Here is a 14,546-nt window from a genome sequence, read left to right as displayed (position 1 = left end):
CGAAGAAAATGCCCGCTTTCGGGAACTGCGCCGCATGCGACGAGTCACATCGTTGCCATGAGCACAGCGTGGCAACAGCAAAAGTATCCGGTACGCCCGTATCCTCGCGATACGGGCTTTTTTTTGACGTCGCCGGCTTGCGCGGCGACGCCCGAGGCGGGATGGTCCGCCGCTACAGGCGGCTTTCGAGAATCGCCACGGCGCTGGCTTCGCTCAATGCGTAGTCGTCCATGCGGCGATCGGTCCAGGAAAGTAATTTCTCGTCGCGCTCGAGGCGCGAAAATTCGGCTCGACCACTGTCGGTCAGCACGGCGATGTCCACCGGTGCGTGAAAACCCGGCGCGGGGGCAACGGTCTTCTGCCTGACCGTGTCCATCAGCCCGAGCGACCGGAGATACTCGAACACGCCCGGGCGGCGTGCCCACGGTACCTGGCGGTACTGCACTCGTCTCAATGCGTCGAGCACCGCTTCGTTGGAATACGTGGCCATCTCGATTCTTTCTTAAAGTGCAGCGACAATGCGAAGCGGTGCGCCGGGCAGGGTCTCCGCCCGCCGATACCGCCACCGATTCTGGAGGCCGACGTTCGGCGTCGCTTCAGGGCCGGATCGTCAGCCGTCCATAAAAAGACACCATACCCCAATCAAATTGATTCTGTTCGATTCATTTGTACTTCTCTTCATCTGTTTCATGCTCTGCCGCAAGCGGCGACGAGTCATCTCGATCGCCGCCGTTGCGCTGTTCTGGCTGCTCGCGACAGGCTGGCTCACCGCGCCGCTGATCGCGTGGAGCGAGGCGGGCGTCGTGCCGGTCGAGCACCCGGACATGCATGGGCGAACCACGCTGATTCTGCTCGGCACCGGCACGCGCCGCACCGACTCCGGGCTGCAGCCGCCGCCCGATGGCATCGCGCGCATCCACAAGGTGGCGGCGCTTTATCGCGTGTGCCGGCAGCAGGCCGAGCGCTGCACCGTATTGATGTCGGGCGGCGACCCGCAGCATCACGGCGAAACCGAGGCAGCCATATACGGCCGCCAGCTCATCGCGGAAGGCGTCGCCCCCGGCGACCTCGTTCTCGAACCGAACAGCCGCACAACCTACGAAAACGCGAAATTCACTGCGTCTATACTACGCCCACAGTATGACGACGCACGCATTCTCGTCACCTCGTCGTATCAGATGCGCCGTGCTCTGCTCGATTTCCGCCGATTTGGCATCGATCCGCAGCCCGTTTATGCGAATCGCCGGCGTGCGCAAACGGGCTGGCTGCCACGCTGGCGCAACGTGGCCAACGCCGAGCAGGCGCTGCACGAGCTGGTCGGCATCGCGCAATTCCACGTCTACCGATGGCTCGGATGGTTCTGACGACTGCGCGAAAACGGGAGCGGAATGGCAGTACTGCCCAGGATGGCAGGCGCGTGACGAAGTGCGCGAAGTGTTGCGCGACTTCAACGCGGCCTTGCGTCGCGCCACGATCCGGTGCACATTGATCCGTCACTTTTGTTACACTCGACACGCACTCGTTTGCAGTCGCCAGACAAAACGGCAACATTCGGGTTCATCACCACTTAGCGGAGGTAAAGCAATGAAGAAGACGTCCCTGGCTATCCTGGTAGCGATGTCGGCGCTGACTGGCGCAGCGTATGCGCAAGAGAGCACGGAAATCAAGACCATTACCGATCCGGCCAAGATCTCCGAGATCGAGCAGCGCGCACAGGCGCTGCAGCAGCAACAAGCGGCCGAAGCCGCTCAGCCGGCGATGCAGGAAGAGCATCACCACGGCAAGAAGGCTGCTCACCACAAGGCTGCTGCGAAGAAGGCCGGCAAGAAGGCTGCCAAGGCCGCTCCGGCAGAAGCTGCCAGCCAGTAAGTTCGGCGGTACCGCACAAGCGAAAAGCCGAATCCGGGCAACCGGGTTCGGCTTTTTTGGTTGCGGTGCCCGCGCGCTGTGCTAAAGTCGCGCACCGAAATTTTCCACCCGTGCGCACCCCGGTGCGGAGGACAGCATGAGCAACATTCAACTCGACATCGAGTGGACCGAAGCCGCCACTCGCCAGATCAAGCAACTGATGCCCCGCGGCTCGGCCGACGCATTCCTCGCGCTGCCGCCGATCGAGTGCCTGCCGATGGAAGGCGACGTGCTCTTCCTCGGCCCGCAAGGCAAGCAGCAACCGTTCATCGTCGCCGAGCGCCAGTATCATCACGACGGCGACGCCGACTGGACGATCATCCTGATCCTCGACGTACCCGGCACGTCGCACTGACGCGCTACTGCGACCGGACACGTCCGGTCGCCCCCCCTGCTCAGACGAGCTTCGACAGCACGCGGATTTCGGAACTTTCGATCCAGTCCGCGGCCGCTTCGCGATAAGCGAGAATGTGCGCGGAACGCGCATGGGCGGCCAGCGCCTCCTCGCTCTCCCAGCGCTCGACGAACACGAACCGAGCGGGCTCCTTCAGATCCCGGTGCAGGTCGTACTGCAATGCACCGGCTTCGTTGCGGGTCGGCTCGACGATCCCTTCGAGCGCGGTGCGCAGCTTGTCCTCGGCGCCCGGCTTCGCGACGATCAGCGCCACGACTGCAATTTCCGCCATTCCCGACTCCTTCATCCAGAAAATTCCGAGAATACGCGAATCACGCATCGCGCATCGGCCACGCCGATGCAGCACTGCACGACGGCCCAAAAAAATAGCCCGCGCTTCGGAGAAGCGCGGGCGAAACCGTCGCCCTACGAGGATAGGCGACGGGGCCATCGAGATCCGCGCGCTGGCGCACGGATCGTCATCAGTTGCGCCGGCACTTGTCATGCCGGCATTTGAAAACGTCGAGACCGTTGATCGAGCGCTCGCGACGCACGCCCGGCATCTGACGCCATCCTCCCTGCTCTAACGATTCCAACATATAAAGCAGTTTGCGTGCCAAGCGTCGAACACCGGTCATACCATTGATTCATAAGGACAATTTTTCGGTCGACAACAATGTGACACGTGTTCTGCCGCCGTAACGCACGGATGTTACGTAACGTCACGATGAGGGACCGAACCTCTCGCACATGCGCACGCAAGCCGCACGCCGGCGAGCGGCCATAAAAAAAGCCCGCCATTCGGCGGGCTTTGCACGGATGCGGAGAAGCGTCGGGATCAGCGGAGCTGATTCACGAGCAGCCCCATGATCTGACGAGCCGGCGACGACGTGTCGATCGAACCCGAATCGTCGACGACCGCGACGCGCGTCTGGTCGGCCGTGAGTGCTTTCACGTTGACGCGGTACTGCTTCGCCTGCTTTTCCTTCTTGCCGTGGAACAGCTGGCTCCAGAAGCCCTGCTCGGCCGAACTCAGGTCCTTCGGATCGACATAGCGCACGAAATACAACCCCTTCGAGCGATCGCGATCGTCGACCGTGAAGTTCGCGCGATCGAGCGCGAGACCGACGTGCAGCCACGATCGGTCGTACGGCTCGCCGAGCGTGACTTCGGACGGCACGGCCGCGTCGGCCGCATCGTTACCCTGCGCCGATGTGCGCGAGACATTCTGCGCGGCGATCGCGGCGGCAGCCTTCGACGATGCGTCGGCGTCGGCCTTCTTGTCCTTCGGCACCGCGTTGTCCTTGATGTTCGCGATCGGCGGCTCGCCGTTCTTCGCGCGCTGCTCGTTCTGCGCGAGCACGGCCATCAGCCGCTTCAGGTATTCGGTCTCGAGCGCCGGATCGTTCGGCTTCGGTTCCCACTTGCTCGAATCGTTGTTCGCGCCGGTGATCGCCTCGCGCATCCCCTTCTGGCTGATGAACACGTAGGTGCCGCCGTTCGGTGCCGAATCGAGACGCGTGCGGTACTTGTTGCGCTCGGCCGTCACGTACGAGTTGCCCATTGCCTTCGAGATCACGCTGCGGATCAGGCCGTCGTTGATCTGCGGATGGGTTTCGTTCCAGTCGGTTTCCATCACGCCCTTGTCGCGCTGGTCGACGACGAGCAGGAAGCCCTGCTCCTGCCAGAAACGACGCACCTGCGGCCAGATGGCGGCCGGCTGCTTGCCGTCGATCACGAGCCAGCTCTCGGTGCCGTCGCGCTGGATATGCATGCCGGCCACGGCTGGCGCGACGGTGTCCAGCGCAGGCGCCGCCTGCTGGACCTGCTGAAGCGCAGACAGGGAAGTCGCGCCGCCCTGGGGCGGCAGCGAACGCTGATCGGCCGTCTCGTCGAGCATGTTGGGCGGCACTGCGAGCGACGCTTCCTTCGATTTCGAATCGCTCTTGTAGTCCACTTTCGTGGGCGACGACGTACCGCAACCGGCGACGAGCGCGCCAGTGGCGAGCACTGCAGCGAACCGCATGGTAAGACGAAGATCAGTCATGTTCGGGGAATCCTCTTCCGCTAAATCACGGCGCTTTCCGTGGATCAACCTTGCATTTTACCGGGGCCGCGCCGCGATGTGCAAAAAAGCGACCGGCAAGAAAAAACCCGCGTCAGCATGAACTGACGCGGGTTCTTGTCTGGTCGGGGCGAGAGGATTTGAACCTCCGACCACCTGCACCCCATGCAGGTACGCTACCAGGCTGCGCTACGCCCCGAAAGAAGAAAAGTATAACAGACACTTTTCAGATTTAGAATCGGGTCGCATGCATTTTGTGAATGTTCTTGTGAAATTTTTTGGCGTGACGGTGCCGATACGAGTGAAGCCGCGCATGCTGGCGCGATCTGCGCTCCCACTGCACGGCGCCCGCATCGCATTCACCGCTTGCGCGCAACGCAGATGACCGTCAGGCCGGCAACGCGATTGAACCGGAACATCGGCAACTCGACGCGACAGATCGTCTTGAGCAAGCCGTTGACGAGCGGATGGTGCCGGCGCAATTGCGACGCCGGCTCGCGCGGATGCCGACGCGCCCGCTCGCCCAGCCGCAGCGCTGCAGCAAGCGGAAACGTGAGGCCGAAGTAATAGGCGCCGCGCTCGACGTCGAGCCCCGCACGACGAACCACATCCTCGAGACCGCCGAGCGTATACCTGCGCTTGTGCTCGAGAAAATCGTCATGGCCGCTCCAGAGGAACTGGAACGCGGGAACCGTGATCAGGAACCGGCTGCCCGGAGGCGCCCCCTTCACATACTGCGCCAGCAGCCCGACGTCGTCGTCGACATGCTCGAGCACGTCCATCAGCAGAACGAGATCGGCATCGAATCGCTCGACGGACCGTCGAAAGTGGATGGGTTTGCCGGCCGTCTCTTCGTCGGTATCGTCGGCGTAGCTCGTATCGACACACCACGCTTCCGTCGCCTGCGTGCGTTCGAGCAAGTGTTTCGAGAAGAAGCCGGAGCCTGCACCGACGTCGAGTATCCGGTTCGCGCCCGCCCCGCCCAGGAACCGACGGATCGCGCTCGCCTTCGACGCGTAGTACCAGTGGTCGCCCACACCCGCACCCAATACATCGACTTCCTTCAGATCCATGACGCTTCCCCGTGATGGCCAAGTGTTTTGATCCGTACAGCCATAAAGCTGATCTTACCTCGCCGTTGCCGCCGATCGTACCTGTCGACGCCGCACGGCCGGGAAGGATCGCACCGGCTGGGCGACCGCGATTCTGCATACGATCCTCGGCCTCTGTCGGCAAACGATTTTCGCGGACTACCTGCCGACCAACGTGCATGGCGCATCCGGAATTGCCGCGTCTGCCGCCCAAGCTCAAAAAACCGGCGGGCATGATGACCGCGCTGCAACGCGCGCACGCCGATCATCTGCGGGCGGCATTCGATCAGGTCACCGCGTCGTACGGCTCGATGACGTCGTACATCGTGCACGGACTACAACTCGACCAGGCGACGCTGAACGCAATCCGGCGGCGCATGCTGGTCTGATCGGCCCCGCAGGCGAGCACGACGGGGCCGGATCGCCCGCTTGCTTCGACCGCCTCGACCGACGCGTCGCGAATCCGGTGAAAACCCGCGCCGGCCAAGGCTGGCAGCGGATTCGCCCGTTCGTCCAGAAACACGTCGGCCGAGGGCCCGCACAAACCAAACGACCGTTTGATCCGGCCGCCCCGCCACCCCGAATCCATTGCCCCGCAGCCCGTCGGCTCGCCGTGCCCGGGCGCCCGTTGTTTGGTAACGCCGCTCTAGCGCGCTATGACACACTGCACGGCATCGACGCTCGCGCCGTGCAGTGCCGTGGCGCGCGCCGCCGTCGATCACGACAAGACATGGAGACAGACGATGCGGAATGCGGTCCGGCGCGGCCATCGCTCGCCTTTGGCAATTTTCGACTGGATTTCCGGCCCGCGACGCGCGGCCGCCCCGGTCTCGCACAAGACATCCCGCGTGTTCGGCTGCGGCACGCTGGCGCTCGCGCTGCTCTGCACCGGCTGTGCGGAATCGTCCGCGCAGCGCGACGGCAACGCGTCGGTCGCGTCGACTAAGATCGAGCGCACCAAAGCCGAACGCCTCGCCCGCGAGCAGCAGATCGCGCGCACCGTGCCGTCGCTCGCGTCGATCAGCCTGACGCAACCGCGCCCGTTCACGCTGCGCGACTCGGGCCAGAACGGCGCGATGACGTTCCTGCGCGACGTCGATTTCCGCATCGTCAACAACCTCGGCTTCTTTATCCATCAGTTGTCGGCCACGCTCGTGCCGACGCAGGCCGGCGCGCCGATCGTGTTCGACGATCCGACGAGCTTCGAGATCGACGTGCACGAAGGCACGGTCACGCTCGACAACGCGAAGCTGACCGCCCTCTTCAATACCTATATCTTCGGTTACCGCAACGCACCGCTGCGCAAGCTCGCCGTGTCGGCCGGCGACGGCGTGATCCACCTGCAGGGCGAAATGCAGCGCGACGGCTGGGTGCCGTTCTCGCTGACCGGCACCCTCGCGATCCGCGACGGCAGTCAGCTCGTGTTCCACCCGACCGGCGTGCGCGTGTCGGGCATCAACGCGCAGCCGGTGATGCGCGCAGCCAACGTGAAGATGGCCGACCTGCTGAAAGTCCAGACGCCGATCGCGCAGCTCGCCGGCGACGACCTCGTGATGTCGGTCGACAAGCTGATGCCGCCGCCGCGCCTGAAAATCACGATCACCGCGCTGCGCGTGACGCCGGCCGGCCTCGACCTTACGCTCGACGACGGCACGCATGCGGGCTTCGCGATGCCTGCGAACGCGCCGCAGCAGGCGATGGTCATCCGCGGCGGCGACGTGAAGTTCATGCGCTCGATGCCGATGAACGCCGACATTTTGATCGGTCCGGTCGATTCGACGAAGCGCGACCAGAATTTCGTGTTCGACCTGTATCACTATCGCGACCAGGTGTCGGCCGGCTACTTCAATTTCGACGAAAGCGGCGTGATGGCCATCCGCATGCCTTCGTACACGGGCCCCGCCAGCGGCGCGCTGCTCGGCAATGCGGCCGCACGCCTGAACGACAGCTTCCTCGCCACGCAGCAGAATGCGCTGCGCGATGTGCGCCAGCACTGGGAAGCCTACGCGCTCGCGGCGGACACCGCACGACCGGGCATGCAGAAGGTCGCGATGCGGCGCACGTCGACCACGCCGTTCAACGAGCGGCACGTGTCGAACCGCAACCCGACGATCCATCTGCGCAACGTCGACTTCAACCTGTCCGGCGATATCGGCTTTCATGTCGAGGATCTCGACGTCGAACTCGTGTCGAAGCGGCCCGGCGAGCCCGTCGACCTCGACGATCCGAACCAGTACGACATCCGCATTCTCGGCGGCACGGTCGTCGAGTCGTGGAAGGCGATGTCCGCGCTCTTCAACAACTACCTGCTCGACTACTCGCCACGTTCGCTGAACGACCTGCAGCTCAGTGCGGACGGCCAGAACCTGCGCGTCCAGGGCGGCATCAAGCTGTGGAATCACGTGCCGGGCGTCTGGCTGCCGACCGACATGAAGGGCTCGCTGACGGTACTCGACGACCGGCACCTCGCGTTCAAGCCATCCGAGGTGTCGGTGCTCGGCATTCCGCAGGCGAAGCTGCTGCGCTCGCTCGGCATCGAGCTCGCTTCGCTGACGCCGCTGCAGCGGCGCGGCGCGGAACTGCGCGGCGACACGCTCGTGCTCGACCAGTACACCGTGTTCCCGCCGCCGGTGCTGAACGGCAAGCTCGGGCAGGCAACGGTCGAGCGCGACGGGCTGCGCCTCACGTTCCGGCGGGCGGCGGGCGCGCCCGCGCCGAAGCGGCCGCAGATCGATGCGCCGAGCTACATGTGGATGGAAGGCGGCGACATGAAGATGTTCAACGTGCTCGAACTGAACGTGCGCGCGCTGATCCGGAATTCGGCCGAGGCCGGCCCGATGCGTTTCGACCTGTACGGCTACCGCAGCCAGGTCGCGCAGGGCTCGGTGAGAATGCTGCCGGACGGCACGCTGGTCGTCGACATGGGACAGAAGAACCCACTCGCGTCGCGCTGATCCGCGCGCGCGACACGCATGAAAAAAGCCCGGTGGCGCTTCGCCAACCGGGCTTTTCATTTCGTCCTCGTACTTCGCGCTTCAGTCGTGCTTCAGTCCGTCGATCACGTCGAGCAGCGCCTGCCGCAACGCGACGACGTCGACGGTTGCGCCCGGCTTGCCGGGCACACGCGCGTCGGTGGCCTGCTCCTCGGCGGATTCGACCGGTTCCGCCGCAGCCCGCCCGCCGCTCGGCGAATCGAGCCGATTGCGTGCACCGTTGATCGTGAATCCCTGCTCGTACAGCAATTCGCGAATCCGCCGGATCAGCAGCACTTCGTGATGCTGGTAATACCGACGATTGCCGCGCCGCTTCACCGGCCGCAGCTGAGTGAATTCCTGTTCCCAATAACGCAGCACATGCGGCTTGACCCCGCACAGTTCGCTGACTTCGCCGATCGTGAAGTAGCGCTTCGCGGGAATCGGAGGCAAAACGACTTTCTCAACCGTGGTGGTCATCGTCGGTTAACCGTCGGTAAAGGGTGCGCGGCGGCCGCGCGGAGACGTCAGCGGGGCTTACTCCGCGCCGTTTTCGACCAGCGCCTTCAGCTTCTGGCTCGCGTGGAAGGTTACCACCCGGCGGGCCGCGATCGGAATCGCCTCGCCCGTCTTCGGATTGCGGCCCGGACGCTGCGGCTTGTCGCGCAGCTGGAAATTGCCGAACCCCGACAGCTTGACGCTTTCGCCGTTTTCAAGCGCGTCGCGGATCACCTCGAAAAACGCCTCGACCATGTCCTTCGCTTCACGCTTGTTCAGCCCGACGCTGTCGAACAGCAGCTCCGCCAGTTCCGCCTTCGTCAGCGTGGGCGTCTCGGCGGACGCCGGCGCCGAAGCGTCGCGGTTCATGGCGCTGCGTTGCGCCGTCAGGAGGGCTTCGAATTCACTCGAGGTCATGTCGTTCATATCTGCCATACAGCGCGTTGAATCAAAACTTACGATGGGAAAAAGCCGCCCGCAAGCGGGCGGGCCCTCTCCTTAGCCGCGCAGGCGCGCACCGGCACGAGCCATCCGCTCGACCAGCGTCTGGATCGCCTGATCGACGACCTCGTCCTGTAGCGTGCCAGCCGCGTCCTGCAGCGTCACGCGGAAGGCAAGGCTCTTCTCGTGCGCGGCAAGACCACCGGAAGTATTTGATTTTGCACGAAATTCGTCGAAGAGTACAACCTTCTGAACGAATCGGCAGGCTTCTTCGGCAAGCGCCTTCTTCATTTCGTCGAAAAGTGCCTGAACCTCGACCGCCTGATCGACGACAACGGCGATATCGCGACGTACCGGCGGGAATTTCGACACGTCGGTCGGCGCGGGCAGCGCACGCGTAATCAGCGCGTCCGCATCGATCTCGAACATCACCGGCGCGTGCGGCAGCTCGTACTTCTGCATCAGGCGCGGGTGCAGCTCGCCGATCCAGCCGACCGCGCGGCCATCGACCTCGATGCGCGCGCTGCGGCCCGGATGGAGGGCCGGATGCTCTGCCTTCACGAAACGTGCGGCCGCAGGCGCGAGCAGCGCCTCCAGATCGCCCTTCACGTCGAAGAAATCGACCGGGCGGGTCGCGACGCCCCACTGCTCGTCGAGTGCCGGACCGTACGCAAGCGCGCCGACACGCTTCGGCTGCGAATGACCCTCGACGGCCAGCTCGCCGGCCTTCACCGACGGATCGGCGAGGAACACGCGGCCCGACTCGAACACGCGCACGCGATCGGCACGGCGGTTCAGGTTGTGGCGCAGCACGGCGATCAGACTGCCGAACAGTGTCGTGCGCATCACCGAAAGCTGGCTCGCGATCGGGTTCAACAGCCGGATCGGGTTGTCGTTGCCGGCGAAATCGTGCTCCCACTCCGCATCGACGAAGCTGAAGTTGACGGTTTCCGCATAGTCGCGCGCAGCGAGCGCATGACGGATGTCGTGGATCGAGCGCCGCGTCTCGTTGGTCGCACGCATTTCGCTCGTCGCGACCGGGGGACGCGCGGGGATCTTCTCGAAACCGTAAATGCGCGCCACTTCCTCGATCAGGTCTTCCTCGATCTCGATATCGAAGCGGTGCGACGGCGGCGTGACGAGGAACGCGTCGTCGTCACGCTCGAACGGCAGGCCGAGGCGCGTGAAGATGCTGGCGATCTCGTCGGCGCCGATCTTCACGCCGATGATGCGGTTCGCGCGCGACACGCGCATCTTCACCGGCGCGCGCTGCGGCAGGTTCACGGACTGATCGTCGACCGGGCCGGCCTTGCCGCCGCAGATCTCGAGAATCAGCTGCGTGATGCGCTCGACGTGCTCGACGGTCGTCGCGTAATCGACACCGCGCTCGAAGCGATGCGCCGCATCGGTCGAGAAGTTGTACTTGCGCGCACGGCCGCGGATGCTGTCCGGCCACCAGAACGCGGCTTCCAGGTAGATGTTGGTCGTGTCGAGCGTGACGGCCGTGCTGTCGCCGCCCATGATGCCGGCCAGGCTTTCGACCTGGCGGTCGTCCGAAATCACGCCGACCGTTTCGTCGAGTTCGACCGTATTGCCATTGAGCAGCTTCAGCGATTCGCCGCGCTTGCCCCAGCGCACCTCGATGCCACCGTGGATCTTGTCGAGATCGAACACGTGCGACGGGCGGCCGAGCTCGAACATCACGTAGTTCGAGATGTCGACGAGCGCGGACACGCTGCGCTGGCCCGAACGCTCGAGGCGCTCGACCATCCACTGCGGCGTCTTCGCATGCGCGTTCACGCCGCGGATCACGCGACCCGAGAAGCGGCCGCACAGATCCGGTGCGGCAATGCGCACCGGCAGCGTTTCGTCGAGCTCGACGCGCACCGGGCGGATGTCGACCGGCGTCAGCGGCGCGCCGGTGATCGCAGCCGTCTCGCGCGCGATGCCGAACACGGACAGGCAGTCGGCCTTGTTCGGCGTCAGCTTGATTTCGAAGATCGTATCGTCGAGATTGAGCGTCTCGCGGATGTCCTGACCGACCGGCGTGTCTTCCGGCAGGATCAGCAGGCCGCTGTGATCCTCGGACAACTTCAGCTCGCGCGCCGAGCACAGCATCCCCTGGCTCTCCACGCCGCGCAGCTTCGACAGCTTGATCGCGAACGGCTTGCCGCCCTCTTCCGCCGGCGGCAGTTCCGCGCCGACCAGCGCGACCGGCACCTTGATGCCGGGCGCCACGTTCGGCGCGCCGCAGACGATGTTCAGCGTCGCGCCGGTGCCGGCGTCGACCTGGCAGACATTGAGCTTGTCCGCATCCGGATGCTTGACGACTTCGAGCACGCGGCCGACGACGATCTTCGACGTCGGCGGCGCAGCCTTGCTCAGCGATTCGACTTCGAGCCCCGCCATCGTCAGCGCGTGCGACAGTTCGTCGGTCGTGAGCTGCGGGTCGACAAAGGTTCTCAACCAGGATTCAGGGAATTGCATGGATGTCTACGTTCGAAACAGGTTAGATCGACGCCCGGGGCCCCATCGGATCGTCCGTCGGGGCGTGCGCGGGCACAGGTCGGCGCGGCGAGCGGCGTTATGCGAACTGGCGCAGGAAACGCAGGTCGTTCTCGAAGAACAGCCGGAGATCCTGGACGCCGTAGCGCAGCATCGTCAGGCGCTCGAGGCCGCTGCCGAACGCGAAGCCGATGTAACGCTCGGGATCGAGGCCCATGTTGCGAATCACGGTCGGATGCACCTGCCCCGAGCCGGAGATCTCGAGCCATTTGCCGGCGTTCTTGCCTTGCTCGAACATCATGTCGATTTCGGCCGACGGTTCCGTGAACGGGAAATACGACGGACGGAAGCGCACGAGGATGTCGTCGCGCTCGAAGAATTTTTTCAGGAAGTCGGTATAGACGCCCTTGAGGTCGGCGAAACTGATGTTCTCGTCGATCCACAGCCCCTCGACCTGATTGAACATCGGCGAGTGGGTCGCATCGCTGTCGACGCGATACGTGCGTCCCGGCGCGATCACCTTGATCGGCGGACGGTTCATGCGCGCGTAACGCACCTGCATCGGGCTCGTGTGCGTGCGCAGCAGCAGCTGGCGGCCGTCGGCGTCCTTGCCTTCGACGTAGAAGGTGTCCTGCATCGAACGCGCCGGATGGTTCTCCGGGCTGTTCAGCGACGTGAAGTTGTACCAGTCGGTCTCGATTTCGGGACCGTCGGCCACGTCGAAACCGATCGAGCGGAAAATCTGTTCGACGCGCTCCCACGTGCGCATCACGGGGTGCAGGCTGCCTGCACCGGCGCCGCGGCCCGGCAACGTCACGTCGATCGCCTCGGCGGCGAGGCGCTGGTTCAACAGCGCGTCGGCCAGCGCCTGGCGACGTGCGGTCAGCGCGGCTTCGACCTGCTGCTTCACGACGTTGATGCGTGCGCCTTCGGTCTTGCGTGCTTCGGGATCGAGCTTGCCGAGGCCCTTCAGCAACTCGGTCAGCGCACCCGACTTGCCGAGAAATCGTGCTTTCTCGTTTTCGAGCGTGGTGATGTCGGCAGCCTGTTCGAAGGACTGCTGCGCGTCGGCGACAATCTGGTCCAGATCCATAGATCCCATCATTTCCAACGTCATTCGGTCTTGGCGAGCGAAATCGCCCACCAACAAAAAACGGCCCCCACGCTCTCTTCTTTCGCTGCCCCCCGAGGGGGCGATCGGCCCTCTTGGGGCGGCCCAGCGAGGGCCGATAAAAAAAGGGGCTCGGAAGAGCCCCGTTTTCGCTGCAGCGGCCGAGACTACCGGATCATCGCTGCAACTAACCACGCAGTGCTAATTTCGCAATTAGGCTGCAACGGCGGCTTTCACCTGCTTGACGATCGCAGCAAAAGCAGCCTTGTCGAACACCGCCATGTCGGCCAGCACCTTACGGTCGAGTTCGATCGACGCCTTCTTCAGGCCGTTGATGAACACGCTGTAGGTCATGTCGTGCTGGCGAACTGCCGCGTTGATACGCGTGATCCACAGTGCGCGGAACACACGCTTCTTGTTGCGGCGATCGCGGTACGCGTACTGACCAGCGCGCATCACCGCCTGCTTGGCGATGCGGTAGACGTTATTGCGGCGGCCGCGATAACCCTTGGCCAGGTTGATGATCTTCTTGTGGCGGGCCCGTGCGGTTACCCCACGTTTGACTCGAGGCATGTTTCTCTCCTTAGAGTATCGATTGAGGGGTTACGCGAACGGGAGCATCGCGCGGACGGAGTTCAGATCGGAATCATGAACTGCCGTTGCGCCGCGCAGATGGCGCTTGTTCTTCGTGGTTTTCTTGGTCAGGATGTGGCGCTTGAAGGCTTGACCGCGCTTGACGGTACCGCCCGGACGCACCACGAAGCGCTTTGCAGCGCTCTTCTTGGTCTTCATCTTAGGCATGACGAACAACTCCAGTTTATTAGATGGCGATGGGTGTGCGGTTGGCTTGCGCCCTTGACCCGCCCTTCGAAACCCAGTCCACTTGTGTACGGCGTACCGCTTGCGCAGCCGCCGTCATTGTTGGCGCGCCGCCCTGACCGGGCAACGCGCCGAACCACTTCCGAACCTGCGCGCGAAGCGCGCGAGCCCGTTACTTCTTTTTCTTCGGCGAGAGCACCATGATCATCTGGCGCCCTTCCATCTTCGGCATCTGCTCGACCTGGCCGACTTCCTCGAGATCCGTGCGCAGACGCTCAAGCATCCGCATACCGATTTCCTGGTGAGCCATTTCGCGACCGCGGAAACGCAACGTGATCTTCGTCTTGTCGCCCTCTTCGAGGAAGCGCACGAGATTGCGGAGCTTGACGTTGTAATCCCCGTCATCGGTACCCGGGCGGAACTTGACTTCCTTGACCTGGATGACCTTCTGCTTCAGCTTCGCTTCGTGCTGCTTCTTCGATTCCTGGTACTTGAACTTGCCGTAATCCATCAGACGGCAAACCGGGGGAACCGCTTGCGGCGCGATTTCCACCAGGTCAACATCCAGTTCTTCCGATTTACGGAAAGCATCAGCGAGTTTTACGATACCGAGCGGTTCGTTCTCGATCCCGACCAGACGCACTTCCGGCGCAGTGATTTCACCGTTGATGCGATGCGACGACTTATCAGTAGCGATGTTACGTTTCCTCTAAAAATTAAAAAAACGAGCCGCGCTGCCAGG

The 14,546-nt window shown here is 63.7% G+C and carries 16 protein-coding genes, 1 tRNA gene and 1 pseudogene; 6 read left to right on the top strand and 12 right to left on the bottom strand.

All coding sequences use genetic code 11. The features are described 5' to 3' along the window. Positions 1-172: 172 nt before the first annotated feature. The gene (locus ACM6JT_RS25165) at positions 173-490 is read right to left on the bottom strand and encodes a hypothetical protein (RefSeq protein WP_006495354.1); all 318 of its coding nucleotides are present in this window, start codon (positions 488-490) and stop codon (positions 173-175) included. A 157-nt stretch (positions 491-647) separates the two neighbouring features. Between ACM6JT_RS25165 and ACM6JT_RS25160 the strand changes: the two genes are divergently transcribed. The 3 genes from ACM6JT_RS25160 to ACM6JT_RS25150 all read left to right on the top strand — a co-directional run bounded on the left by ACM6JT_RS25160 (position 648) and on the right by ACM6JT_RS25150 (position 2,263). Then, a complete protein-coding gene (locus ACM6JT_RS25160) occupies positions 648-1,364 on the top strand; it encodes a YdcF family protein (RefSeq protein ID WP_414857535.1) in 717 nt (238 codons plus the stop codon). Positions 1,365-1,584: 220 nt separating this feature from the next. After that, positions 1,585-1,869 carry a hypothetical protein gene (locus tag ACM6JT_RS25155; RefSeq protein ID WP_034184020.1) on the top strand — a complete coding sequence of 95 codons (285 nt, stop codon included), beginning with the start codon at positions 1,585-1,587 and terminating at the stop codon, positions 1,867-1,869. 136 nt (positions 1,870-2,005) lie between these two features. After that, positions 2,006-2,263 carry a hypothetical protein gene (locus ACM6JT_RS25150; RefSeq protein WP_034184019.1) on the top strand — a complete coding sequence of 86 codons (258 nt, stop codon included), beginning with the start codon at positions 2,006-2,008 and terminating at the stop codon, positions 2,261-2,263. Between the two features lie 40 nt (positions 2,264-2,303). Here ACM6JT_RS25150 and ACM6JT_RS25145 read toward each other — a convergent pair whose 3' ends face one another. The 4 genes from ACM6JT_RS25145 to ACM6JT_RS25130 form a co-directional block, all read right to left on the bottom strand. Beyond that, positions 2,304-2,594: a putative quinol monooxygenase gene (locus tag ACM6JT_RS25145; RefSeq protein WP_131948517.1), complete on the bottom strand. Its 291-nt coding sequence runs from the start codon at positions 2,592-2,594 to the stop codon at positions 2,304-2,306. 546 nt (positions 2,595-3,140) lie between these two features. After that, positions 3,141-4,349 (bottom strand): outer membrane protein assembly factor BamC, encoded by a 1,209-nt coding sequence (gene bamC / locus ACM6JT_RS25140; RefSeq protein ID WP_034184017.1) that lies wholly within the window; start codon positions 4,347-4,349, stop codon positions 3,141-3,143. 140 nt (positions 4,350-4,489) lie between these two features. After that, a tRNA-Pro gene (locus tag ACM6JT_RS25135) sits at positions 4,490-4,566 on the bottom strand. 160 nt (positions 4,567-4,726) lie between these two features. Then, positions 4,727-5,440 (bottom strand): class I SAM-dependent methyltransferase, encoded by a 714-nt coding sequence (locus ACM6JT_RS25130; protein ID WP_034184016.1) that lies wholly within the window; start codon positions 5,438-5,440, stop codon positions 4,727-4,729. A 130-nt stretch (positions 5,441-5,570) separates the two neighbouring features. On the opposite strand from ACM6JT_RS25130, the pseudogene ACM6JT_RS25125 reads away from it, so the two are divergent. The 3 genes and pseudogenes from ACM6JT_RS25125 to ACM6JT_RS25115 all read left to right on the top strand — a co-directional run. After that, positions 5,571-5,624 (top strand): annotated as a pseudogene (locus ACM6JT_RS25125) (hypothetical protein); the annotation flags it as partial. A gap of 70 nt (positions 5,625-5,694) precedes the next feature. After that, entirely contained in the window at positions 5,695-5,847 is a 153-nt protein-coding gene (locus ACM6JT_RS25120; RefSeq protein WP_414857533.1) for a tyrosine-protein phosphatase, read from the top strand. A 354-nt stretch (positions 5,848-6,201) separates the two neighbouring features. Beyond that, a complete protein-coding gene (locus ACM6JT_RS25115) occupies positions 6,202-8,412 on the top strand; it encodes a hypothetical protein (protein WP_414857532.1) in 2,211 nt (736 codons plus the stop codon). Between the two features lie 81 nt (positions 8,413-8,493). Here ACM6JT_RS25115 and ACM6JT_RS25110 read toward each other — a convergent pair whose 3' ends face one another. The 7 genes from ACM6JT_RS25110 to infC form a co-directional block, all read right to left on the bottom strand. Continuing rightward, positions 8,494-8,910, bottom strand: a complete 417-nt coding sequence (locus ACM6JT_RS25110; RefSeq protein ID WP_131948519.1) for a MerR family transcriptional regulator — start codon at positions 8,908-8,910, stop codon at positions 8,494-8,496. Positions 8,911-8,967: 57 nt separating this feature from the next. Further along, a complete protein-coding gene (locus tag ACM6JT_RS25105) occupies positions 8,968-9,354 on the bottom strand; it encodes an integration host factor subunit alpha (RefSeq protein WP_040144036.1) in 387 nt (128 codons plus the stop codon). A 72-nt stretch (positions 9,355-9,426) separates the two neighbouring features. Beyond that, positions 9,427-11,856, bottom strand: a complete 2,430-nt coding sequence (gene pheT / locus ACM6JT_RS25100) for a phenylalanine--tRNA ligase subunit beta (RefSeq protein ID WP_414857531.1) — start codon at positions 11,854-11,856, stop codon at positions 9,427-9,429. Positions 11,857-11,953: 97 nt separating this feature from the next. Continuing rightward, positions 11,954-12,967, bottom strand: coding sequence for a phenylalanine--tRNA ligase subunit alpha (gene pheS, locus ACM6JT_RS25095; RefSeq protein ID WP_034184012.1), 1,014 nt, complete (start codon positions 12,965-12,967; stop codon positions 11,954-11,956). 231 nt (positions 12,968-13,198) lie between these two features. Next, positions 13,199-13,558 carry a 50S ribosomal protein L20 gene (rplT, locus tag ACM6JT_RS25090; RefSeq protein WP_004192938.1) on the bottom strand — a complete coding sequence of 120 codons (360 nt, stop codon included), beginning with the start codon at positions 13,556-13,558 and terminating at the stop codon, positions 13,199-13,201. A 30-nt stretch (positions 13,559-13,588) separates the two neighbouring features. Continuing rightward, positions 13,589-13,786 carry a 50S ribosomal protein L35 gene (gene rpmI, locus ACM6JT_RS25085; RefSeq protein ID WP_004191477.1) on the bottom strand — a complete coding sequence of 66 codons (198 nt, stop codon included), beginning with the start codon at positions 13,784-13,786 and terminating at the stop codon, positions 13,589-13,591. 190 nt (positions 13,787-13,976) lie between these two features. Further along, the gene (gene infC, locus ACM6JT_RS25080) at positions 13,977-14,501 is read right to left on the bottom strand and encodes a translation initiation factor IF-3 (RefSeq protein ID WP_071734130.1); all 525 of its coding nucleotides are present in this window, start codon (positions 14,499-14,501) and stop codon (positions 13,977-13,979) included. Between the last annotated feature and the right edge of the window lie 45 nt (positions 14,502-14,546).

It is taken from the genome of Burkholderia sp. IT-111MI5 (genome assembly GCF_949752865.1).
GTDB classification, from domain to species: Bacteria; Pseudomonadota; Gammaproteobacteria; order Burkholderiales; family Burkholderiaceae; genus Burkholderia; species Burkholderia pyrrocinia_C.
Note: the sequence above shows the minus strand (reverse complement) of the source record. Positions and strands in the feature narration are given on the sequence as shown.